Below are 22,849 nucleotides of genomic sequence, written 5' to 3'. Positions count from 1 at the left end.
GACATGGCTATCAACTTGGAAATGCCGAAGAAGCTGCAGGCGGTCATCGAGAAGGGCCACCAGGGTGCCGCCGAGATGCTGCGGCCGATCTCGCGCAAGTACGACCTCGCCGAGCACGCCTACCCCGTCGAACTCGACACGCTGGCCGCGCTGTTCGAGGGCATCACGGACGCCAAGACGATCTCGTTCGCCGGCACCGACGCGTTCCGGGCCGGGGACGGCCCGAAAGAGAACGTCAACGGCGCCAACATGTCGGCGTTGCTCAACGCACTCGAGGTCAGCTGGGGTGACGTCGCCCTGCTGTTGTCGGTGCCGTATCAGGGGCTGGGCAACGCGGCGATCTCCGGGGTCGCCACCGAGGAACAGCTCGAGCGACTCGGCAAGGTGTGGGCGGCGATGGCCATCACCGAGCCGAGCTTCGGCTCCGACTCGGCGGCGGTGTCGACCACCGCGACCCTCGACGGCGACGAGTACGTCATCAACGGCGAGAAGATCTTCGTGACCGCAGGCTCGCGCGCGAGCCACATCGTGGTGTGGGCGACGCTCGACAAGTCCAAGGGACGCGCGGCGATCAAGTCGTTCATCGTCCCGCGGGAACATCCCGGCGTCACCGTCGAGCGCCTCGAGCACAAGCTCGGCATCAAGGCCTCCGACACCGCGGTGATCCGGTTCGACAACGCGCGCATCCCGAAGGACAACCTGCTGGGCAGCCCGGACATCGAGGTGGAGAAGGGCTTCGCCGGGGTCATGGAGACCTTCGACGCGACCCGCCCGGTGGTCGCCGCGATGGCCGTCGGCGTGGCCCGGGCCGCGCTGGAAGAGCTCCGCAAGATCCTCACCGACGCCGGCATCGAGATCGACTACGACAAGCCCGCGCACGCCCAGAGCGCCGCCGCGGCCGAGTTCCTCCGGATGGAAGCCGACTGGGAGGCGGGTTACCTGCTGACCGTGCGCTCCGCGTGGCAGGCCGACAACCGGATCCCGAACTCCAAGGAAGCGTCGATGGGCAAGGCCAAGGCCGCGCGGGTCGGCAGCGACATCACGTTGAAGGCCGTCGAAATGGCCGGAACCACCGGGTATTCGGAGCAGACGCTGCTGGAGAAGTGGGCACGTGACTCGAAGATCCTCGACATCTTCGAGGGCACCCAGCAGATCCAGCAGCTCGTCGTCGCGCGCCGACTGCTGGGGCTGTCCTCGGCCGAACTGAAATAGCCCCGGCAACGGCCCGTCGCCCGCACCGATGTGGGAGGATCGCCGGACACCGACGTGTGATGCGGTGCCGCTGGACGAATGACCGCCCGCCCGCCTCAGACGTGGTCGAGGGGGCACCATGGCCGGACCCGGCGAACTCGCCATCGATCCCGCGCTGACCGATCTGTACAAGGATCTGCACCGGCATCCCGAACTCGGATTCCAGGAGCACCGGACCGCGTCGATCGTGGCCGATCGGCTGCGGGCCGCCGGCGCCGAGGTGACCACCGGTGTCGGTGGCACCGGTGTGGTGGGTGTGCTCAAGAACGGCGACGGCCCCACGGCGCTGTTGCGGGCTGACATGGACGCGCTGCCGCTGAGGGAGCAGACCGGCCTCGACTACGCCAGCACCGCCACGGCCACCACCGCCGACGGTGCGACGGTCCCGGTGGCACACGCGTGCGGCCACGACATGCACACCGTGTGCCTTCTCGGCGCCGCGACGGCTCTCGCCGCCGACCGGTCGCGCTGGTCGGGCACCGCCGTGCTGGTGTTCCAGCCCGCCGAGGAGCTGGGTGCCGGCGCCCAGGCGATGGTCGACGACGGATTGTTCGACCGGTTCGGACGGCCTGACGTGATCCTGGGCCAGCACGTCGCTCCGCTTCCGGCCGGCAAGATCGCCGGCCACCCGGGTCCGGCGTATGCGGCGTCGGACTCGTTGCGGGTGCGGTTCATCGGGCGCGGCGCGCACGGCTCGATGCCCGAGGCCTCGGTGGACCCGGTCGTGATGGCGTCGGCGGCGGTGATGCGCCTGCAGACGGTGATCTCCCGGGAGGTCCCCAGCACCGCGGTCGCCGTGCTCACGGTCGGGTCGATCCACGCGGGCGACGCCGCCAACGTGATTCCCGGGCATGCCGAGATCCAGCTCAACATCCGCAGCTACGACGCCGCGGTGCGCCAGCGCATCCTCGACGCCGTGCACCGCATCGTGCGCGCCGAAGCGGCCGCCGCCGGGGCACCCGAGGACCCCGAAATCACACCGACCGAACGCTTCCCGGTCGTCACCAACAGCCCCGAGGCGCTGCGCCGGACTCTCGACGCATTCGCGCTGTGGCTGGGCAGGGACAACATCATGGATCCCGGTGCGGGCGCGGGCAGCGAGGACGTCGGCATACTGGCCACCAGTTCCGGTGCGCCGCTGTCGTTCTGGCTCCTCGGCGGCGCCGACCCGGCCCTGTTCACCACCGGCGACCTGAGCGACCCGGCGTTGCTCAGCGTGCCGTCGAACCACTCACCGAAGTACGCGCCGGACCTGCCGAAGACACTGCCGGTCGGGGTCGGGGCGCTGGTGACCGCGGCGCGGACCTGGTTGCCCGCGGCGGGCTGACTGAGCCGAATCGGCAGAGAACCCGGGCAGCGCTTGTTACGGTGCGCTCGTGGAGCATCGCATCACCTGCCCCCTGTGTGAGGCGATGTGCGGCCTGCGGGTCACGGTCGCGGACGGCATCGCGACGTCCGTCCGCGGCAACCCCGACGACGTGTGGTCACGCGGGCACCTGTGCCCCAAAGGCGCGTCCCTGCAGCAGATCCATCACGACCCCAACCGGCTCCGGCAGCCGCTGGTGCGCACCGCCTCCGGCGAGCACGTGCCGGTGTCGTGGGACGACGCTTTCGCCGAGACCGAGCGGGTGCTTCGGCCTGTCCTCGACCGACACGGTGCCCGTGCGGTCACGGTGTACCTCGGCAACCCGGTCGCGCACAACCTCGCATTGGAGACCTATGTCGGCGCGCTGATCGGCATGGCCGGGGCCGCCGGGATGCCGGCGTACTACACGCCGGGCACCGTCGACCAGTGGCCGCTGAACGTGGTCAGCGCGCTGCTGTTCGGCGGGATGTGGAACTCCCCGATCCCCGACCTCGACCGCACCGATCACCTGATGATGCTGGGCGCCAATCCTTCTGCGTCGCAAGGGTCGATGCTCTCGGCACCCGACATCATGGGACGCCTGGCCGCGATCGGTGCGCGCGGCGGCCGCGTGGTCGTCGTCGACCCGCGCCGGACCCAGACCGCGCGGCGCGCCTCGGAATGGGTTCCGGTGCGCCCCGGCACCGACGCGCTGCTGTTGTTCGCCATCCTGCACACTCTGGCCGAGCACGGTGGCATCCGCCGACCACCACACCTGCGGGGCATGGTCGACGGTCTCGACGATGTGATCGCGTTCGCGAAGCAGTTCTCCCCCGAGCGTGTCGCCGAGACCACCGGCATTCCGGCGCCGACGATCCGGCGGCTGGCGGCGGAGCTGTCCGCGGCCGAGCGTCCCGTGGTGTACAGCCGGATCGGCGCGTGCACACAGGAGTTCGGCACGCTGGCCACCTGGCTGGTCTTCGTCCTCAACGTGGCGCTGGGCAGCGTGGACGCCCCCGGCGGCGCGTTGTTCCCGAAGGCCGCGGTGTGGTCGCCGATGTTCATGAAACCGCCGGACCAGGACGGGCCCGGCTGGCGGTTCGGCCGGTTCCGCAGCCGGGTGCGCCAGGCGCCTGAAGTGTTGGGCCAGTTCCCGATCAGCATTCTGGCCGAGGAGATCGACACCCCCGGCGACGGGCAGATCCGTGGCCTGATCACCGTCGCGGGCAACCCGGTGATCTCCGCCCCCGGCGCCGGCCGCCTCGACGCCGCCCTCGGCGGGCTGGACGCGATGATCTCCGTGGACAATTGGCTCAACGAGACGACCCGGCACGCCCACGTGATCCTGCCGGGCCTGTCCCCGTTGGAGCGCCCGCACTGTGACGACCTGTATTGGATGTATTCCATTGCGTCGTGCGTGAAGTGGTCGGATCCGGTGTTGCCCCCAGCACCGGATCGGCCCGCCGAGTGGGAGCTCATGCTGCGCCTGGCCGGTGCGATGCTCGGCACCCCGGCCCCCGACGTGGACGTCGCCGCGATGGACGACCTGTACACCCAGGGCATCGTCTACACCGCGTGCCAGGCCGCCGACACCCCGTTGTCCGGCCGCGACCCCGCCGAGGTGTTCGGGTCACTGAAAGGCGTTGGGCCCGAACGATTGATCGATCTCGGCATCCGGGTCGGCCCATGGGGTGACGATCTCGGCGCCAAGCCTGACGGGCTGACACTCGAAGGCGTGCGCCGTCACCCCGACGGGCTGCGCCTCGGTGAACTCGAACCGGGTCGGCTCGCCGAGACGCTGACCACGCCGTCGGGACGCATCGAGTTGATGCACCCTCTGCTGGCCGCCGACATCCCGCGGCTGGCAGCCCGGATCGACCGTGGCAACGACGATCTGGTGTTGACCAGCCGCCGCCACCTGCGGTCCAACAACTCCTGGCTGCACAACGTATCGACGCTGATGCGGGGAAAGGACCGGTGCACGTTGCTGATCCATCCCGGCGACGCCGACCGTCTGGACATCGCCGACGGCCAACCGGTGGAGGTCAGCACCAGTGAGGGGTCGCTCGTCGTCACGGCCGAGGTGAGCGACGAGATGATGCCCGGTGTCGTCTCCCTACCGCACGGATGGGGGCACGGCGTCGACGGCACTCGGCTCGACGTCGCCAACGCCCACCCCGGGGTGAACGCCAACCTGCTCAATCCCGCCGAGTTGATCGATGTTCCGAGCAACACCCAGGTGGTCAACGGTGTCCCGTGCCGCCTCAGAAGCCGTCGTGCACAACCACCCGGGTCCGGCCGGTGACCCCGCCGCCGAGGATCGTGCCCAGCACCTCGTCGACCTCGCGCACCGACACGTCCCGGGTGATCCGCGCCAGATGCTTGGGCAGCAGCTCGGTTTCGATCTGCGCCCAGATCTCCCGGCGCGGCCCGATCGGCAGCAGGACCGAGTCGATGCCGGCCAGGGTGACACCGCGCAGGATGAACGGCAGGACGGTCGTCGGCAGGTCCGGCGAACCGGCCAGTCCGGAAATCGCCGCGACGCCACCGTATTTCAGCGTGCTCAGCGCATAGGCGAGGGTCTTGCCGCCGACGCAGTCCACGACACCGGCCCAGTGCGCCTTACCGAGCGGGCGCAGCTTGTCCTCGGGATCGGGCACCCGGTCGATCACCTCGGCGGCACCGAGCTCACGGAGCAGGTCATGCTCCTGCGACTTGCCGGTGGACGCGACGACCTCGTAGCCCAGCGCGGTGAGCAGGTCCACGCTGATGGAGCCGACGCCGCCGGTGGCTCCCGTCACCAGCACCGGGCCATCCGACGGGGTGACACCGTGGGTCCGCAGCGCGTTGACGCTCATCGCCGCGGTGAATCCGGCCGTGCCGATCGCGGCGGCGTCGGCCGTGCTCAGTGTCGAGAGCTTGACGAGATAGTCCGCCGGATATCGGGCGGTCTGCGCGTATCCGCCGTGCCGGCCGGTGCCGATGTCCTGCCCGTGCGCGACGACACGGTCGCCGACCGCGAAGTCCGGTGACGAGCTCGCCGTCACCGTGCCGGCCACGTCGATCCCGGGAATCAGCGGATACGACCGTGCCACGCCGCCCTTCGGGGTGACCGCCAGCGCGTCTTTGTAGTTCACGCTGGAGTACTCGACGTGGATCTCGACGTCACCGTCGGGCAGCGCGGATTCGTCGAGGACTTCGGGGCGCAGCACGATGCCGCCCTCGGCGTCCTCGTGGGCGACCATCGCGTTGAATTGCGTCATGACGGCCACAGTAGCGATTCGAAGCGCCCGCGGTGGCCGCCTGAACAGCACACAACAAAGCCCCCGACCGATCCGGCCGGGGGCTTCGTTGGTTCAGCTGTGTCAGCCGAGGAGGTGCGCCTGCAGGTCAGGCTTCATGGCCTGCAGCTCCCGGCCCCAGTACGCCCAGTTGTGCGTCCCGTTGTTGGGGAAGTTGAACACACCGTTACGGCCACCGGCCGCGATGTAGTTGTCCTGGAAGGTCCGGTTGGTGCGGATCGTCAGGCCTTCGAGGAAGGTCGCGGGCAGGTCGCCGCCACCGAGCTCGTTGGGCGTGCCGTTACCGCAGTAGACCCAGATCCGGCTGTTGTTGGCGACCAGGTTCGGGATCTGCACCATCGGGTCGTTGTACTGCCAGGCCGGATCGGTCTCGGCCGGACCCCACATGTCGTTGGCCTTGTAGCCGCCGGCGTCACCCATGGAGATGTTGATCAGGCCGGGCCACCAGCCTTCGGACGGGTTCAGGAAGCCCGACATCGAACCGGCGTAGGTGAACTGGCCGGGGTGGTGCGCGGCGAGCACGAGTGCGGAGCCACCGGCCATCGACAGGCCGACGGCGGCGTTGTTGGTGGAGCGGACCTCACGGTTGGCCGCCAGCCATCCGGGCAGCTCCTGGGTCAGGAAGGTCTCCCAGTTGTAGGTGAGGCAGCCGTTCTTGCCGCAGGCGGGCTTGTACCAGTTCGAGTAGAAGCTGGACTGGCCGCCGACCGGCATGACCACAGAGATGCCGGAGTCGAGGTACCACTCGAAGGCCTGGGTGTTGATGTCCCAGCCGTTGAAGTCGTCCTGCGCGCGCAGGCCGTCGAGCAGATACAGCGCCGGCGAGTTGGGGCCGCCGCTCTGGAACTGCACCTTGATGTCGCGTCCCATCGACGGGGACGGGACCATCAGGTACTCGACCGGCAGGCCCGGCCGCGAGAATGCTCCGGCGGTGACCGTTCCTCCGGTGAGGCCGACCAGACCTGGCAGCAGCACCGCGGCGAAGGTGGCGATGCCGAGTCGGCGCGCCCAAGGCCCGCGAATCCTGTCAAGAAGTCTCATACCGTCAATCCATCCATCTTCCGGCACCGCCTGGCGCGGCTTGTCCCTGCGAGTTCCCCGGGGCGACATCCACGCCACGACATCACAGCGATGTCTTCACCGCGCTGTCTCACCACTCCGAATCTGTCATATAGGTACGGAGGGGCCCGAGAAACTTCAGTTGTAGCGGTTGCAGTAAAGCACGCGACCACGCCCTGAGAAAGCCCGGCCACGCCGGAAAGTGCGTTTTCCTGGCGAAAATGTAATTTGACGATCCCGACGAACAACGCCGCGATCTGGTGAAAGAACGGGGCGTTCGTGCCTGGTCCGGGGGCTCGCCGGACGCGGTGACGGCGGTCACGTCCGCCGCCGGTTCAGTAGGCTCCGCCAATGGCGAAGGGGCGCGCGAGCGCAGGTCGGCTCTCGGTCGACGACTGGATTCAGGCTGGTTACGCGATCCTGGCCGACGACGGTCTGGAGGCCCTCAAGCTCGACCGACTGTGCGCCCGACTGGCGGTGACGAAAGGCAGCTTCTACTGGCATTTCCGCGATATGGCCGCTTATCGCGCCGCGCTGGTGCAGGCCTGGGGTGAACTTCGCGATCGGGATCGCCGCGATTTCGGCGAGTTGGATCATTTGCCGCCACGGGAGCGATTGGCGCGAATGATGTCGTCTTTGCTCGGGGAAAAACAATGGACGCTGGAACGTGCAATGCGCGAATGGGCGCGCACCGATCCGGCGGTGGCCGGAAGCGTGCACGCGGCCGATCTGCTGGTGTTGCGCGCGGTGCGCGAGGCGTTCCTGGCCGCCGGGTTCGACGAGGACGGCGCCGACGTCCGCGCCAATGCGACCTTCGCTGCGGGCATCGGCTTTCTGCACCTCTCCGACGGCCCACCCGACGAACGGTTGACAGCCCAGCGGGAGCGATTTCTCGATCTGATGCTCGCGCACTGACCGTTCCATACCAAAAGGTATGGTAATTTCCGGCCATGACCGTGACCTCGACATCGCCGTCCTCCGTCACCCCCGAGTTCGTCCGGCGCCTGGCCGAGCGGGCCGCCGAAGCCGAACATCTGCGCCGGCTTCCGGAGGACACCCTCGCCGACGCGACGGCAGCCGGGTTGTTCGATCTGCTCGTGCCGAGCCGCTACGGCGGCCAGCAGGCGCCGTTCCCGGCCCTGCTCGATCCGGTGCGACAGATGGCCCACGGATGCCCCTCGAGCGCCTGGACGCTGGGCTTCTACATCCTTCACAACTGGATGCTCGCGCTGTTCAGCGAACAGGCACAGTCCGAGGGCTTCGCGAACCGGCCGTTCCTGTCCCCCGCCCCGCTGGCCCCGACCGGACACGGCGTGAACTGCGACGGCGGGATCCGGCTGACGGGGCGCTGGTCCTGGGCCACCGGCGTCATGCACGGCAACTGGATCATGGTCGGGGCGCTCGGTGAGCGCACGCCGGGCGATCCGAGTTCGATCTACCCGCTGCTGGCGCTGCTGCCGATCGGCGACGTGCGTGTCGAGGACGTCTGGCACACCGACGGGATGCGGGCCACCGGTTCCAACGACGTCGTCATCGAGGATGCGTTCGTCCCGGCGCACCGACTGGTCGAGGTCGCCGACATCTATACCGGCACCGCGCCCGGTTCGGCGCTCCACGATGCGGACACCTACCGCTGGCCCATGGTTCCCGCCCTCGCACTGCTGGCCGCGATGCCCGCGCTCGGAGCTGCCGAACGCGCCACCGAGATCTTCACCGAACGGTTGTCGCAGCGGTTCCTCGCATACGAGGGCGTGATGCAGAAGGACAAGCCGGCCGCGTCCATCCACCTGGGCGGCGCGTCGGTGCGGCTGCGCGCGCTGAGCGGTCTGCTCGCCGACACGGTCGGGGAGATCGAGGGCATCATCGCCGCCGGCGATCCGGTCGAGCGTCCGGTGCGCGCCCGCGCGCGCCTGGCCGCGGCGCACATCGTGCACGAATCGCGCGCGGTGATCGGCGACCTCCTCGGTGCTTCGGGGGCCAGCGCCCACTTCCTCGACAATCCGCTGCAGCGGCTCAAGCGCGACGTCGACGTGATCGTCGGGCACGTCGTCTTCGACTACGACACCGGACGGGAACTTGCCGGGGCGCTGACAATAGGGGCGAAGATTCCCCGCACCGCCATGGTGTGAACCGGAAGGACGACGATGGCCGACACCGCACGCGACCGCATCACGAAGTTCTTCCAGAAGAACATCGCGAACCGGGTCGCGCGTCAGATGCCGTTTCAAACGCTGCTGGAGACGACGGGACGGAAGTCCGGTCAACCACGCACCACTCCCCTGGGCGGACGCCGCGTCGGTGACGAGTTCTGGTTCGTGTCCGAGTTCGGCGACAAGTCTCAGTACGTCCGCAACATCATGGCCGATCCGAATGTCCGGCTGCGGTTGCACGGCCGCTGGCATCGAGGTGTCGCGCACCTGCTGCCCGACGACGATGCCCAGGCGCGGATGCGGATGCTGCCGCGGTACAACAATGTCGGCGTGCGCACCTTCGGCACGAACCTGCTGACGATCCGGGTCGATCTGATCGACTGAGCCGCAACACCCCGGCCAGCCCCGGCCAGCCCCGAGTGCACGCTTTCTGACGCGTTTTCGCCGCCCGAATCTGCGCAGAAAGCGTGCACTCGGGCTTCCCGTGGGCTGTCCGAGCATGCCCGTCCCCGAACCGTCGACAGACCATTGACCACCCTCAGAACTAAAAGTAATGTCAGTTTCACTTCTGACCGAGGAGATGACAGTGGAGTCTTTCGTCCATCTGCGAAAAGGCAAGACCCCGAAGCGGATTCACGCCGACCTTGACGGCCTCAAGGACGACGAGCTGGGCCGGGGCGGTTTCGTCGGACGCACCGCGAACATGTACCGGCGCAATGATCCGACGGCCTTCCGCGCCGTCGGGCCGCTGCGCCCCACCGACGTGCTGAGCTCTGAACTCAAGCCCAGCGACGCCACCGATGCGCACGGCGGTCCGCTGTTGATGTTCTCGAACGACGACTGCCAGGTGTTGCTGTCGCGGCGCAGCGAGGAGATGCCGTTCTTCGTCCGCTACGTCGACGGCGACCTGCTGTCGTTCGTACATCGCGGATCCGGTTCGCTGGAAACCGAACTCGGTCCGCTGGACTACCGCCAGGGCGACTGGATCTACATCCCGAAGGCCTGCACCTGGCGGCAAATCCCGTCCGACGAGACCACGCTGCTGATGGTCCAGGCCACCGACGAATTTCGGGTCCCGCCGCCGGGCACCCTGGGCCGGCATTTCCCGTTTGACCCGGCGCAGGCCGTCATCCCGGAGCCACAGCCCATCGACGACGGCGTGGGTCCGCAGGTCGACGGTGAGTACGAGGTCCGGTTGATCCACGACGGGGGCCCGACGAGCCTGTTCTACCAGCACCATCCGCTCGACGTGGAAGGCTGGCGCGGCGACAACTTCCCGTTCACGTTCAACATCGACGACTACACGGTGATCACCTCGGACAGCGTGCACCTGCCCCCGACCGTGCACCTGTTCATGCAGGCCACCGGCGTGTACATCATGAACTTCCTGCCCAAGCCCGCCGAATCGGTCCCGGGCACCGAACGCACGCCGTGGTATCACCGCAACGTGGACTTCGACGAGATCGCGTTCTTCCACGGCGGCTCGCTCTACGGAATCCCGATGCCCCCCGGGCTCGTCTCCCATGCCCCCCAGGGCGTGCACCACGGCGCACCCGAGAAGGCGCGCGAGCGGGCACGGCGCAAGTTCGACGACTACGACCGGGTGGACTGGTCGGTGATCGCCGTCGACACCCGCAAGCGGCTCATCCCGTCTCCCGAAATTCTGGCCAACGATCTGGGGCAGCACTAGTGGGTACCGAGGTGACCAAGCACGAATACGACCGCATCCCGTATCTCGTTGCCTACCAGAACAACTCGTCGGTCCGCGATGTCTACGGCGGCGTCGCCGAGCTGGTCGTGCTGGAGAGCTATCTTCTCAAACCCAAGACGGTGCAGTCCGACACCGTGCTGGTGTTCATGCACCCGATCGGCGGCGGCGCGTACCTGCCGATGATCAATGCGCTGGCCCGCGCCGGCCACCACGTCATCTACTGCAACAGCCGCTTCCGCGGCACCGACTCGGCGCTGCTGATGGAGAAGGTCGTCGAGGATCTCGGCGAGTGCATCAAGGACGCGAAGAACCGCCTCGGCTATCAGAAGGTCGTCCTCGCCGGATGGAGCGGCGGCGGCTCACTGTCGGTGTTCTACCAACAGCAGGCCCAGAAGCCGACGGTCACGGCCAGCCCGTCCGGCGACGGCCCCGACCTGACCAAGCTGGGTCTGATCCCGGCCGACGGCATCATGCTGCTCGCCGCCCACATCAGCAGACACGGGACGATGACCGAGTGGATGGACGCGTCGATCCTCGACGAGTCCGACCCGACCAAACGCGACCCGGAACTGGATCTGTACAACCCGGACAATCCGAATCAGCCCCCGTACACGCCGGAGTTCCTGGAGCGCTACCACCAGGCGCAGATCGCCCGGAACCGGCGGATCACCAAGTGGGTCAAGGACAAACTGGCCGAGCTGAAGGCCGCGGGACGCCCCGAGGACGAGTTCGCGTTCGTCGTGCACGGCACCATGGCCGACCCGCGCTGGCTCGATCCGACCGTCGATCCGAACGAACGCACCCCGGGCACGTGCTACCTGGGCGACCCGCAGGTCGTGAACATGAGCCCGGTCGGGCTCGCCCGGTTCTGCACGCTGCGCAGCTGGCTGTCGCAGTGGAGCTACGACGACGCCAACGGTGACGCCGTCAAGGCCGGACCGGACATCGCGATCCCCGCGCTGGTGATCGGCAACCTCGCCGATGATGCGTGCACGCCGAGCCACACCCGCCGTATCTTCGAAGCCATCGGGTACGAAGATAAGGAGATGCACGAGATCGCCGGGGCGAACCACTACTACGCGGGGCCGGATCAGCGCGACAAGCTGCGGAAAGCGGTCGGCATCGTGACCGACTGGCTGCAGCGCCACGACTTCGCGGGTGCGTTGTGACCACCGGTCCGCTCGACGGAATCCGGGTCATCGAGGTCGGCACGCTGATCTCGGGCCCGTTCGCCGGCCGCCTACTCGGCGACATGGGGGCCGAGGTCGTCAAGATCGAACCGCCGGGCGCCCCCGATCCGCTGCGCACGTGGGGGCAGGCCGAACTCGACGGCCACCACTTCTTCTGGACCGTGCACGCGCGCAACAAGAAGGCGGTGACCCTGAACCTGCGGGTGCCCCAGGGCCGCGAACTGTTCCTCGACCTCGTCGAACGCAGCGACATCATCGTCGAGAACTTCCGGCCCGGCACGCTGGAGAAGTGGAACCTCGGGTATGACGTTCTGCGCGAACGTAACCGGGGCATCATCCTGGTACGCGTCTCCGGATACGGCCAGACCGGGCCGGAGGCGCACAAGGCCGGTTACGCGTCGGTCGCCGAGGCCGCCAGCGGACTTCGGCACATGAACGGCTTCCCCGGCGGGCCTCCCCCGCGGCTGGCGCTCTCCCTCGGCGACAGCCTGGCAGGCATGTTCGCCGCCCAGGGAGCTCTCGCGGCGCTGTACCGGCGCACCGTCACCGGTGAGGGGCAGATCGTCGACGCCGCACTCACCGAGTCCTGCCTCGCGGTCCAGGAATCCACCATTCCCGACTACGACATCGGCGGGGTGGTGCGCGGCCCGTCCGGCACGCGGCTGGAAGGCATTGCGCCGTCGAACATCTACCCGACCGCCGACGGCAGCTGGGTGGTGATCGCGGCCAACCAGGACACCGTGTTCCGCCGACTGTGCGCCGCGATGGGGCAGCCGGACCTGGCCACCGACGAGAGGTTCGTCGATCATCGTGCCCGCGGCCGCAACCAGGACGAGCTCGACAAGATCATCGGCGACTGGGCGGCGCAGCGCCAGCCCGCCGACATCATCGCGACGCTGTCCGAGGCGGGGGTGATCAGCGGACCGATCAACACCGTCGCCGAGGTGGTCGAGGATCCCCAGCTGCAGGCCCGCGGCATGATCGCCGATCACTGGGATGAGCGGATCGGCCGCAATGTCAAGGGCCCGGGCGTGGTTCCGGTGCTCTCCGAGACGCCCGGCACCATCCGCAGTGCCGGGTCCGCCCGGCCCGGGCAACACAACGACGAGATCTACGGTGACCTGCTCGGCCGCAGCGCTGCCGAACTCGACCAGTTACGCGCGGAGGGTGTGCTGTGACCGAACTGCCGACCCACGTGGACATCCGGGACGTCACACTGCGCGACGGACTGCAGATCGAGGATCCGATCCCGTTGTCGGCCAAGCTGGATCTGCTCGCCGCCATCGCCGCGACCGGTGTCCGCGAGATGGAGGCGACGGCGTTCGTGTCGCCGTCGAAGGTGCCCGCTCTCGCCGACGCCGCCGAACTCGCCGCAGAACTGCACAACTTTCCCGGCATCGAGTTCTCGGCGCTGATCGCCAGCCCGAACGGGGCGAAGCGCGCGATCGCGGCCGGTCTGCATTCGATCGAATACGTCGTGTCGGCCGCCGACAGCCACAGCCGGGCCAACGTCGGCCGGTCCTCGGCCGAATCGACGGCGCTGATCCCGGAGATCGTCGCCATCGCCCACGACAGCGACGTCACCGTCGAGGTCATCATCGCGACGGCGTGGGACTGCCCGTTCGACGGACCCACCGATCCGCAGCGTGTGGTCGACATCGTCACTGCGGCAACCGGTGCCGGCGTCGACAGGCTCGCGATCGCCGACACCATCGGCACCACCACCCCGCGGCGCGTGACCGATCTGATCGCAGCGGTGCGTCCGCTGATCGGTGACACACCGCTGGGGGCTCACTTCCACAACACCCGCGGCGCCGGGGTGGCCAGCGCGTACGCCGCGGTCAGTGCCGGGGTCACGCGACTGGACGCCTCGGTCGGCGGGCTCGGCGGATGCCCGTTCGCTCCCGGCGCCAGCGGCAACATCGCCACCGAGGACCTGGTGTACCTGTTGCGCGACAGCGGTATTCATACCGACGTCGATCTCGACGCGGCCATCGCGGCGGCGCGGGTGGCCCAGCACGCGGTGGGACACGAACTCCCCAGCTCCCTGCTGCGCGCCGGCGACCGGATCCTGGGGTAGCCGACCGTGTCACCGGGACCGTCGGAGACATTGAGCGCCAAGGGCCGTCAAACCCGTGACGCGCTCGCCCAGGCGGCCCGGAAACTGTTCGCCGAACGTGGATTCCACGGAACCACCCTCGGTGACATCACCGCGGCGGCGGGGAGATCACCGGCGGTGTTCTACCGGTACTTCACCGACAAGGAGGATCTGCTGGCCGCGCTGGCCGAGTCCTTCCTGCACGAGGTCGTCGCACCGTCCGGCCTGAGCGTGCCGCTCCCGGAATCCCCCGACGACGACGCATTCTTCACCTCGGTCGTCACCGGCTACTGGACCATGTTCAAACAGAACATCGGCATCATGATCGCGGTGGCGCAGCTGGCCGCCACCCAGCCACGATTTGCCCTCGTGCAGAACGAATTCCGCCGGTTCGGCATGGACATCGTCGCGGCATCGGTGCGTCGGGCCCAGGAACAGGGGTTCGGCACCGAACTGAACCCCGAGCACACCGCGGCGGCGATCGCGCTGCTGTTCGAGAACTTCACCACCGTGTTCGTCGGGTCGTCGAGCCTCGGGGTGCAGATGACCGACCAGGACGCCATTGCGACATTGTCGCGGATCTGGAAGAAAACGCTGTACGGGTACTGATCGTTCAAAGGAGAACACGTGGATTTCACCCTGCCCGACCACCTGCCGGGCCTGCTCGCCGAGATGGACGCGTTTATCGAGGCGGAGATCAAGCCACTGGAGCGGGAGAACATCCAGTACTTCGACCACCGGCGTGAACACGCACGCACCGACTGGGACAACGGTGGCGTCCCGCGGCGCGAGTGGGAGGAACTGCTCGACGAGATGCGCAGGCGCGCCGACGCGGCGGGCTGGCTGCGCTACGGGCTGCCGTCGCAGTTCGGCGGCCGTGACGGCACCAACCTGGACATGGCGGTGATCCGCGAACACCTGGCCGCCAAAGGCCTGGGGCTGCACAACGACCTGCAGGACGAATCATCCATCGTCGGCAACTTCCCGCAGGTGATCATGATGGACCGGTTCGGCACCGAAGAGCAGAAGCGGGAGTGGACCGACGCGCTGATCACCGGAAAGCGCTCGATGGCGTTCGGGCTGACCGAACCCAACCACGGCTCGGATGCGACCTGGCTGGAGACCACCGCCGTCCAGGACGGCGACGAGTGGGTCATCAACGGCGCCAAGCGCTTCAACACCGGTGTGCATCGCGCCACCCACGACCTGGTGTTCGCCCGGACCTCCGGCGAGGCGGGTCAGGCCCGCGGCATCACCGCGTTCCTGGTGCCGTGCGACGCGCCCGGATTCACGGTCCCGTACTACTGGTGGACGTTCAACATGCCCACCGACCACGGCGAGGTCGTGTTGGAGAACGTCCGCGTGCCGTCCGAGGCCATCCTCGGCGAGATCGACCGCGGCTTGGAGGTGGGCCAGACGTTCCTGCACGAGAACAGGATTCGGCAAGCGGCCAGCAGCCTCGGCGCGGCGCAGTACTGCATCGACCGGGCCGTCGCCTACGCCAACGAGCGCAAGGTGTTCGGCAAGCCGCTGGCCACCCATCAGGCCGTGCAGTGGCCGCTGGTGGAACTGCAGACCGAAGCCCAGATGGTGCGCCTGCTGGTGCGTTACGCGGCGTCAGAACTGGACCGCAACCACCACATGGAGGTTTCGGACAAGGTGTCGATGGCCAACTACCGCGCCAACCGGCTGGTGTGTGAGGCGGCCGACCGCGCGATGCAGGTGTTCGGCGGTGTCGGGTACAGCAGGCATGAGCCGTTCGAGCACATCTACCGGCACCACCGCCGGTACCGCATCACCGAGGGCGCCGAGGAGATCCAGATCAGGAGGGTCGCGCAGCGGCTGTTCGGGTTCGGGCGATGAGCGCTCGCGCGAAGAGCAGAAAGCAGCGCAAGTGAGCGCCGACCTCGCGCCGGCGCTGGAGGAGGTGCTGCGCCCGGTCCTCGGAGACACCTCGGTCGAGGATCTGCAGCGGTTGACCGGCGGCGCGAGCCGCACCACCTGGGCGTTCACCGCGACCGGCGACGGGCGTGCGCGCAAGCTGATCCTGCGCACCGGCGCCCGCGACGACATCCACGCCAGCATGGAGCTCGAAGCCGCGGTGCAGCAGCGCGCCGCGGCCGCGGGCGCTCCGGTGCCGCACATCCTGGCGGCCGACAATTCGCCTGCGGCCGTGGGTAATCCGTATCTGATCTGCGACGCGATCGCGGGCGAGACGATCGTGCGGCGCATCTTCCGCGGGCTCGACGACGCCGGGCGCGCTCGCTTGTTGCAGCAGTGCGCGGAGGCGCTGGCGGCGATCCACCGCGCCGATCCCGACGGGGTCGGGCTCACCACCCCGGACGATCTGGCCGAGTGGCGGGCCCGCCTCGACGAAATCGGCGACACCACACCGACGTTCGAGTGGACCTTCCGCCGGCTGGCCGATCAGCGACCCGACCCGTCTCCGATGCGGCTGATTCACGGCGACTTCCGGATGGGCAATCTGATCGTCGACGATTCCGGACTGGCATCCGTGTTGGACTGGGAGCTGACCCACATCGGGGAGGTCTACGAAGATCTGGCCTGGTTCTGTATCCGGGCCTGGCGGTTCGGCGCGCCCGAAGCGCTCGGTGCGGGCGGTCTCGGCAGTGTGGAGACGTTCCTGCAAGCCTATGAACAGGCCTCGGGCACCCCGTTGGACCGGGCGGCGTTCCGGTGGTGGCTGACGGTGGCGACGCTGCGGTGGGGAGTGATCTGCCGGTATCAGGCCGAGCGGCACCTGTCGGGTGAGAACCCGTCGGTCGAACTCGCCGCCATCGGACGCCGGGTCAGCGAGACGGAGTGGGATCTGTTGGACCTACTGTCCGGGAAGGGACCGCAATGAGTGCACGACCCACAGCCGCGGAGCTTGTCGCCGCGGTGGCCGATTTCCTGGACAACGACGTCCGCACCGTCGGCGGGCAGGTCGGGTTTCACGCCCGGGTCGCCACCAACGTGTTGCGGATCGTCGAACGGGAACTGCTCGACGACACCCCGGCCGCGGTGCGTGACGCGCTGGCCTGCCTCGGGTGCTCCGGCGAGGACGCGCTGGCCCAGGGGATCCGGGACGGCCTCCTCGACGACCGGCCGGACGAGGTGATGGCGTCGCTGCGCACGCTGGTCCGTCACCGTTTGGCCATCGACCACCCGGGCTATGCCGACGGTCCATGACCGTCATCTCGACCACGACGTTCGACCTCACCGAGCAGCCCGACCCGTACGGCATCGCCGCCACGTCCGACGGCGCGGTGTGGGTGACGCTGGTGCACAGCGGCGCGGTGGTGCGGCTGGGTCCTGACGGCAGCCGGGATCACTACCCCGTCGGATCGGACGGCTGCCGGCCGTCGGTGCTGGCCGCCGACGGTGCCACGGCCTGGTTCACCCGCACCGGCGACGACCGCGTCACCGCGATCGACGGCGACGGCGCGATCCGGACCGTCGACCTGGATTCCGGCAGCGGACCGTACGGCATCTGTGTGGGCGCCGACGGCGCGGTGTGGTTCACCGAATCCCGCGTGGACCGGATCGGGCGCCTCGACCGCGGCGGCGGCATCAGCCATGTGTCGCTGCCGTCGGGCTGTTTCCCGGCCGCGCTCACCTGCGGCCCGGACGGCACGGTCTGGGCCGCGCTGAACCAGGCCGATGCGGTGGCCCGGATCGGTTCCGGCGGCGAGCTCACGATCGTCGGGCTGCCGGCAGGGTCGGCCCCGGTCGGGATCACCGCCGGGGCCGACGCGGTCTGGCTGGTCGAGATCGGCGCCGGACAGGTGGCCCGGCTGGCCACCGACGGCAAGCTCACCGAGTACCGATTACCGGACCCCTCCTGCCGACCGCACGCCATCGCCGCAGGCCCGGACGGCTACTGGTTCACCGAGTGGGCGGCCGGCCGGGTCGGGCACATCACCGGGGACGGCACCGTCACCGAGTACGACCTGCCCGACGCCGTCTCCGAACCGCACGGGATCGCCGTCGCCGCCGACGGTGCGGTCTGGGTGGCCGCCGAGAGCGGCGCCGTGGTCCGGCTGGCCCGCGGCTGACCTCAGACCCGCCGGATCCGCGCGAGCCACGCCGGCTCGTCGACGACCGTCCCGGGGTCGAGCCCCATCGACTGCGCATGCGCTTCGAGGACGATGCCGCGGTAGATGGTGGTGGTCAGGGCCTCGACGTCCCATCCCTGCCCGAATGCGTCGCGGATCGTCTGCTCGCTGACCTGCGGGCCGAAGCCGCGTCCGGCATCGGAGAGGGCCAGCAGGTGCACGACCGATCCCGGGTGGGTGGCGCCGTGCAGACTGCGGACGTAGCGGGCGCGGTCGTCGTCGGCGAAGATGTGGAACAGCGCGCTGTCGATGATCGTGTCGTAGGCGGTGTCCGTCCCGAGCGCCAGCGCGTCGGCGACCTCGAAACGCGCGGCGACACCCCGCGCTTCCGCGCTCTGCCGCGCCTGCTCGACCGCGGTCGGCGCACCGTCGACACCGAGCACGTCGTATCCCGCGGCGGCCAGCAGCAACGTGTGCTCGCCGGCACCGCAGCCGATGTCGAGGACCCGGCCGGAGATGAGCCCGGCGCGCTCCAGTTCGACGATCGCCGGCTGCGGTTCGCCGATCACCCAGGGCGGGTTCTCGTTCTCGTTGTTGTAGAACTCCTCGAACAGCGACAGTGCGGGGGTGGTATCCATGCAACCAGTGTTCAACCTGAACCCGAGTTGAGGTCAAGAGATGCCTGACGCACTGACTGCGGCCGCCGACCGACTGTTCGACGCGATCACCCGCGGTGACATCGATGCGGTGTCGCGGATGTTCAGCCCCGAGGTCGCGGTGTGGCACAGCGGCGACTCCCGGGACAGCGACCACCGCCGCGCCGTGAAGATCATCGACTGGTTCATCACGGCCACCGTCGAGCGCAGGTACGAGGTGCTGGACCGGCGGTTCTTCGACGGCGGATTCGTCCAGCAACACGTTCTGCATGCGCGCGCCCGCCGCGGAGAGACGATCGCGATGCGGGTGTGCATCGTGATCGCGGTCGGCGCTGACGGCCTGATCACCCGCATCGACGAGTACTTCGACCCAGCGGAAATGCAGCCGCTGCTGGCCGCCGGCTAAGCCACCGAGTTCGGCCTCACCGCAACAAATTCCGGTGACCGAAGGACACATCAACGGCTCCCCGCTACCATCGCGCCCATGGCTGTGCCGTCCCCCGAGTCGCGCGCGGCGCTGCGGATCCTGGTGTACAGCGACGACCCGCGGACCAGGGAGCAGGTGCGGTTGGCGCTGGGCCGGAGAATCCACCCTGAGCTGCCCGAGCTGACGTATGACGAGGTCGCCACCGGAGCGATGGTGATCCGCCGGATGGACGAGGGCGGGTTCGATCTGGTGATCCTCGACGGTGAGGCCACCCCGGTGGGCGGGATGGGAATCGCCAAGCAGCTCAAGGATGAGATCGCCGACTGTCCGCCGATCCTGGTCCTGACCGGGCGCCCGGACGACGCGTGGCTGGCGAGCTGGTCACGCGCCGAGGCCGCCGTCCCGCATCCGATCGACCCGATCCGACTCGCCGACGCGGTCGTGTCGCTGTTGCGCCCCGGCGCCTAGCGCCTGCCGAATCCGAAAAAGACTGCCGCGCTTGGCAGTTGAGGCATGCCCGAGGCAGCGGGACATCGCCGGACGGCGCCAGTAGCGATACTAACCAAAATGTGTGGCGCACATCCAAAACAGGGCTACGCTGTGGGATAGCTCACATCGACAGGCCCCGAGGAGCTACTGCGCAGAATGAATCTGTACACGCCAATTCTGGTGCTCGGTGCGATAGCTGCTGTGTTCGCCGTCGGATCGGTCGGCATCGCCCTCCTGATCGGCCCGCGCCGGTACAACCGCGCCAAGCTCGAGGCCTACGAGTGCGGGATCGAACCGATGGACCCGGCCGATCCGGCGGTCGCGGCCACCGCTCAGCGGTTCCCGATCCGGTACTACCTGACGGCGATGTTGTTCATCGTGTTCGACATCGAGATCGTCTTTCTCTATCCGTGGGCGGTCGCGTTCGACAGCCTCGGCCTGTTCGCGCTGGTCGAAATGCTGCTGTTCATGGTCGTCGTGTTCGTGGCCTACACCTACGTGTGGCGCCGGGGAGGCCTGCAATGGGACTAGAGGAGAAACTGCCCGGCGGCATCTTGCTGTCGACGGTCGAGAAGGTCGCCGGATACGTCCGTAAGGGCTCCCTGTGGCCGGCGACGTTCGGCCTGGCGTGCTGCGCGATCGAGATGATGGCCACGGCCGGGCCGCGTTTCGACATCTCCCGCTTCGGTATGGAGCGCTTCTCGGCGACCCCGCGCCAGGCGGACCTGATGATCGTCGCCGGCCGGGTCAGCCAGAAGATGGCACCGGTGCTGCGCCAGATCTACGACCAGATGGCCGAACCGAAGTGGGTTCTGGCGATGGGGGTTTGCGCATCCTCGGGCGGCATGTTCAACAACTACGCGGTGGTACAGGGCGTCGACCACGTCGTGCCGGTCGACATCTATCTACCCGGCTGCCCGCCGCGCCCGGAGATGCTGCTGCACGCAATCCTGAAACTGCACGACAAGATTCAGCAAATGCCGCTCGGGGTGAACCGCGAAGAGGCCATCCGTGAAGCCGAGCAGGCCGCGCTCGCGGCAACTCCGACGATCGAGCTGAAGGGTCTGCTGCGGTGACCACAGACGACGCGCCCGATCCGGCCCCCGACATCATCGGTGTGCGCCGGGGTATGTTCGGCGCCAAAGGCTCTGGCGACACCTCCGGCTACGGGCGGCTGGTGCGGCCCGTCACGCTGCCCGGCGGCACCCCGCCGCCGTACGGTGGGTACTTCGACGACGTCGTTGCCGCATTGTCCGCCGCGCTCGGCGAGGACGGATACGCCGAGTCGATCGAGCGGGTGGTGGTCTACCGCGACGAACTCACGCTGGAGGTGCACCGCGACCGGCTGGTCGACGTCGCGCTCACGTTACGCAACGACGCGGACCTGAGATTCGAGCTGTGCCTCGGGGTCAGCGGCGTGCACTATCCCGAGGACGCCGGCCGCGAACTGCATGCCGTGTATCCGCTGATGTCGATCACCCACAACCGGCGCATCCGCGTGGAAGTGGCCGTCCCGGACGGTGATCCGCACATCCCGTCGCTGTTCGGCGTCTATCCGACCACCGACTGGCACGAACGCGAGACCTACGACTTCTTCGGCATCATCTTCGACGGACACCCAGCGCTGACGCGCATCGAAATGCCCGACGACTGGGTAGGGCACCCGCAGCGCAAGGACTATCCCCTGGGCGGGATCCCCGTCGAATACCACGGGGCAGAGATCCCGCCGCCGGATCAGCGGAGGGCATACAACTGATGACCGCATCGCAGGAACGCCCCGAGCGGGTGGTCGTCGTCGGCGGCCAGGATTGGGATCAGGTGGTCAGTGCGGCGCGGCAGAACGCCGCCGAACACGCCGGCGAGCGCATCGTGGTCAACATGGGCCCGCAGCACCCGTCGACCCACGGCGTGCTGCGGCTCATTCTCGAGATCGAGGGTGAGACCATCGTGGAGGCCCGGTGCGGGATCGGCTATCTGCACACCGGAATCGAGAAGAACCTCGAGTACCGCACCTGGACTCAGGGTGTGACGTTCGTGACCCGGATGGATTACCTGTCACCGTTTTTCAACGAGACGGTGTACTGCCTCGGGGTGGAGAAGCTGCTCGGCGTCACCGACGACATCCCGGAGCGGGCCTCGGTGATCCGGGTGATGATGATGGAGCTCAACCGGATCTCCAGCCATCTGGTGGCGTTGGCCACCGGCGGTATGGAACTGGGGGCGATGACGGCCATGTTCCTCGGGTTCCGGGAACGCGAGCTGATCCTGTCGGTCTTCGAGACCATCACCGGCCTGCGGATGAACAATGCCTACATCCGGCCCGGCGGGGTGGCCGCCGACCTCCCCGAGGAGGGCCTGCCGCAGGTGCGCGATCTGCTCAAGGTGCTTCCGAACAGGCTGCGCGACTTGGAGAATCTGCTCAACGAGAACTACATCTGGAAGGCCCGCACCGAAGGCGTCGGGTATCTGGACCTCACCGGGTGCATGGCGCTGGGAATCACCGGCCCGGTGCTGCGTTCCACCGGCCTGCCGCACGACCTGCGCAAGTCCCAGCCGTACTGCGGTTACGAGACATACGATTTCGACGTCATCACCGACGACCAGTGCGACTCGTACGGCAGGTATCTGATCCGGGTCAAGGAGATGCGCGAGTCGATCAAGATCGTCGAGCAGTGCGTGGAGAGGCTGGAGCGCACCAGCGGCGAGCCGGTGATGATCACCGACAAGAAGCTGGCCTGGCCCGCCGATCTGAAGGTCGGACCCGACGGGCTGGGCAACTCCCCCGAGCACATCGCCAAGATCATGGGCCATTCGATGGAAGGGCTGATCCACCACTTCAAGCTGGTGACCGAGGGGATCCGGGTACCGCCGGGTCAGGTTTACGTCGCGGTCGAGTCGCCGCGCGGCGAGCTTGGGGTGCACATGGTCTCCGACGGCGGCACCCGCCCGTACCGGGTGCACTACCGGGATCCGTCGTTCACGAATCTGCAAGCGGTGGCCGCGATGTGCGAGGGCGGCATGGTCGCCGACGCGATCACCGCGGTGGCGTCGATCGATCCGGTGATGGGCGGGGTGGACCGCTAATGAGCGCTTGCGCGAAGAAGAGAGCGACC

The 22,849-nt window shown here is 68.2% G+C and carries 24 protein-coding genes; 21 read left to right on the top strand and 3 right to left on the bottom strand.

Going from position 1 to position 22,849, the window contains the following annotated elements:
• The first annotated feature begins 3 nt into the window (after nucleotides 1–3).
• The 3 genes from BST38_RS00470 to BST38_RS00460 all read left to right on the top strand — a co-directional run bounded on the left by BST38_RS00470 (nucleotide 4) and on the right by BST38_RS00460 (nucleotide 4,901).
• Nucleotides 4–1,212 (top strand): acyl-CoA dehydrogenase family protein, encoded by a 1,209-nt coding sequence (locus tag BST38_RS00470; protein ID WP_083141268.1) that lies wholly within the window; start codon nucleotides 4–6, stop codon nucleotides 1,210–1,212.
• A gap of 118 nt (nucleotides 1,213–1,330) precedes the next feature.
• On the top strand, nucleotides 1,331–2,578 hold the full coding sequence (locus BST38_RS00465) for an amidohydrolase (RefSeq protein WP_083141267.1): 1,248 nt from the start codon (nucleotides 1,331–1,333) through the stop codon (nucleotides 2,576–2,578).
• Nucleotides 2,579–2,627: 49 nt separating this feature from the next.
• Nucleotides 2,628–4,901: a molybdopterin-dependent oxidoreductase gene (locus BST38_RS00460; protein WP_083141266.1), complete on the top strand. Its 2,274-nt coding sequence runs from the start codon at nucleotides 2,628–2,630 to the stop codon at nucleotides 4,899–4,901.
• On the opposite strand, the gene BST38_RS00455 is transcribed toward BST38_RS00460, so the two are convergent.
• Both BST38_RS00455 and BST38_RS00450 read right to left on the bottom strand, forming a co-directional pair.
• The gene (locus BST38_RS00455) at nucleotides 4,861–5,859 is read right to left on the bottom strand and encodes an MDR family oxidoreductase (RefSeq protein ID WP_083141265.1); all 999 of its coding nucleotides are present in this window, start codon (nucleotides 5,857–5,859) and stop codon (nucleotides 4,861–4,863) included. The genes BST38_RS00460 and BST38_RS00455 overlap by 41 nt on opposite strands.
• 102 nt (nucleotides 5,860–5,961) lie before the next feature.
• Nucleotides 5,962–6,939 (bottom strand): esterase family protein, encoded by a 978-nt coding sequence (locus BST38_RS00450; RefSeq protein WP_083141264.1) that lies wholly within the window; start codon nucleotides 6,937–6,939, stop codon nucleotides 5,962–5,964.
• 369 nt (nucleotides 6,940–7,308) lie between these two features.
• On the opposite strand from BST38_RS00450, the gene BST38_RS00445 reads away from it, so the two are divergent.
• The 12 genes from BST38_RS00445 to BST38_RS00390 all read left to right on the top strand — a co-directional run bounded on the left by BST38_RS00445 (nucleotide 7,309) and on the right by BST38_RS00390 (nucleotide 18,164).
• Nucleotides 7,309–7,872: a TetR/AcrR family transcriptional regulator gene (locus tag BST38_RS00445; protein ID WP_083141263.1), complete on the top strand. Its 564-nt coding sequence runs from the start codon at nucleotides 7,309–7,311 to the stop codon at nucleotides 7,870–7,872.
• 35 nt (nucleotides 7,873–7,907) lie between these two features.
• Entirely contained in the window at nucleotides 7,908–9,086 is a 1,179-nt protein-coding gene (locus BST38_RS00440; protein ID WP_083141262.1) for an acyl-CoA dehydrogenase family protein, read from the top strand.
• Nucleotides 9,087–9,101: 15 nt separating this feature from the next.
• A complete protein-coding gene (locus BST38_RS00435; protein ID WP_083141261.1) occupies nucleotides 9,102–9,491 on the top strand; it encodes a nitroreductase/quinone reductase family protein in 390 nt (129 codons plus the stop codon).
• 202 nt (nucleotides 9,492–9,693) lie between these two features.
• Entirely contained in the window at nucleotides 9,694–10,797 is a 1,104-nt protein-coding gene (locus BST38_RS00430; RefSeq protein ID WP_083141653.1) for a homogentisate 1,2-dioxygenase, read from the top strand.
• Nucleotides 10,798–10,808: 11 nt separating this feature from the next.
• Nucleotides 10,809–11,987 carry an alpha/beta hydrolase gene (locus tag BST38_RS00425; protein ID WP_165761538.1) on the top strand — a complete coding sequence of 393 codons (1,179 nt, stop codon included), beginning with the start codon at nucleotides 10,809–10,811 and terminating at the stop codon, nucleotides 11,985–11,987.
• A complete protein-coding gene (locus BST38_RS00420; RefSeq protein WP_083141259.1) occupies nucleotides 11,984–13,186 on the top strand; it encodes a CaiB/BaiF CoA transferase family protein in 1,203 nt (400 codons plus the stop codon). The genes BST38_RS00425 and BST38_RS00420 overlap by 4 nt, the downstream gene beginning before the upstream one ends.
• Nucleotides 13,183–14,088 (top strand): hydroxymethylglutaryl-CoA lyase, encoded by a 906-nt coding sequence (locus BST38_RS00415; RefSeq protein WP_083141258.1) that lies wholly within the window; start codon nucleotides 13,183–13,185, stop codon nucleotides 14,086–14,088. Before BST38_RS00420 ends, BST38_RS00415 begins: the two co-directional genes overlap by 4 nt.
• Before the next feature lie 6 nt (nucleotides 14,089–14,094).
• The gene (locus BST38_RS00410) at nucleotides 14,095–14,715 is read left to right on the top strand and encodes a TetR/AcrR family transcriptional regulator (RefSeq protein WP_083141257.1); all 621 of its coding nucleotides are present in this window, start codon (nucleotides 14,095–14,097) and stop codon (nucleotides 14,713–14,715) included.
• A gap of 18 nt (nucleotides 14,716–14,733) precedes the next feature.
• Nucleotides 14,734–15,969 carry an acyl-CoA dehydrogenase family protein gene (locus BST38_RS00405; RefSeq protein ID WP_083141256.1) on the top strand — a complete coding sequence of 412 codons (1,236 nt, stop codon included), beginning with the start codon at nucleotides 14,734–14,736 and terminating at the stop codon, nucleotides 15,967–15,969.
• 31 nt (nucleotides 15,970–16,000) lie between these two features.
• Nucleotides 16,001–16,972, top strand: a complete 972-nt coding sequence (locus BST38_RS00400) for a phosphotransferase family protein (protein WP_083141255.1) — start codon at nucleotides 16,001–16,003, stop codon at nucleotides 16,970–16,972.
• Nucleotides 16,969–17,298: a DUF6285 domain-containing protein gene (locus BST38_RS00395; RefSeq protein WP_083141254.1), complete on the top strand. Its 330-nt coding sequence runs from the start codon at nucleotides 16,969–16,971 to the stop codon at nucleotides 17,296–17,298. Before BST38_RS00400 ends, BST38_RS00395 begins: the two co-directional genes overlap by 4 nt.
• Nucleotides 17,295–18,164, top strand: a complete 870-nt coding sequence (locus BST38_RS00390; RefSeq protein WP_083141253.1) for a Vgb family protein — start codon at nucleotides 17,295–17,297, stop codon at nucleotides 18,162–18,164. The genes BST38_RS00395 and BST38_RS00390 overlap by 4 nt, the downstream gene beginning before the upstream one ends.
• A gap of 2 nt (nucleotides 18,165–18,166) precedes the next feature.
• On the opposite strand, the gene BST38_RS00385 is transcribed toward BST38_RS00390, so the two are convergent.
• Complete coding sequence (locus BST38_RS00385; protein ID WP_083141252.1) at nucleotides 18,167–18,802, bottom strand: class I SAM-dependent methyltransferase; 636 nt, start codon at nucleotides 18,800–18,802, stop codon at nucleotides 18,167–18,169.
• Between the two features lie 40 nt (nucleotides 18,803–18,842).
• Between BST38_RS00385 and BST38_RS00380 the strand changes: the two genes are divergently transcribed.
• The 6 genes from BST38_RS00380 (at nucleotide 18,843) to nuoD (ending at nucleotide 22,820) form a co-directional block, all read left to right on the top strand.
• Nucleotides 18,843–19,226 carry a nuclear transport factor 2 family protein gene (locus tag BST38_RS00380; protein WP_083141251.1) on the top strand — a complete coding sequence of 128 codons (384 nt, stop codon included), beginning with the start codon at nucleotides 18,843–18,845 and terminating at the stop codon, nucleotides 19,224–19,226.
• A gap of 78 nt (nucleotides 19,227–19,304) precedes the next feature.
• On the top strand, nucleotides 19,305–19,715 hold the full coding sequence (locus tag BST38_RS00375; RefSeq protein ID WP_083141250.1) for an Rv3143 family two-component system response regulator: 411 nt from the start codon (nucleotides 19,305–19,307) through the stop codon (nucleotides 19,713–19,715).
• Nucleotides 19,716–19,892: 177 nt separating this feature from the next.
• Complete coding sequence (locus tag BST38_RS00370) at nucleotides 19,893–20,267, top strand: NADH-quinone oxidoreductase subunit A (protein WP_083141249.1); 375 nt, start codon at nucleotides 19,893–19,895, stop codon at nucleotides 20,265–20,267.
• Nucleotides 20,258–20,812 (top strand): NuoB/complex I 20 kDa subunit family protein, encoded by a 555-nt coding sequence (locus BST38_RS00365; protein ID WP_083141248.1) that lies wholly within the window; start codon nucleotides 20,258–20,260, stop codon nucleotides 20,810–20,812. Before BST38_RS00370 ends, BST38_RS00365 begins: the two co-directional genes overlap by 10 nt.
• Entirely contained in the window at nucleotides 20,809–21,492 is a 684-nt protein-coding gene (locus tag BST38_RS00360; protein WP_083141247.1) for an NADH-quinone oxidoreductase subunit C, read from the top strand. The genes BST38_RS00365 and BST38_RS00360 overlap by 4 nt, the downstream gene beginning before the upstream one ends.
• Nucleotides 21,492–22,820 carry an NADH dehydrogenase (quinone) subunit D gene (gene nuoD, locus BST38_RS00355; RefSeq protein ID WP_083141246.1) on the top strand — a complete coding sequence of 443 codons (1,329 nt, stop codon included), beginning with the start codon at nucleotides 21,492–21,494 and terminating at the stop codon, nucleotides 22,818–22,820. The genes BST38_RS00360 and nuoD overlap by 1 nt, the downstream gene beginning before the upstream one ends.
• Nucleotides 22,821–22,849 lie beyond the last annotated feature (29 nt).

This window comes from Mycolicibacterium parafortuitum (assembly GCF_002086815.1).
GTDB lineage: Bacteria > Actinomycetota > Actinomycetes > Mycobacteriales > Mycobacteriaceae > Mycobacterium > Mycobacterium parafortuitum.
The sequence above is the reverse complement of the archived record's forward strand: the minus strand, read 5'-3'. Positions and strand labels throughout refer to the sequence as shown.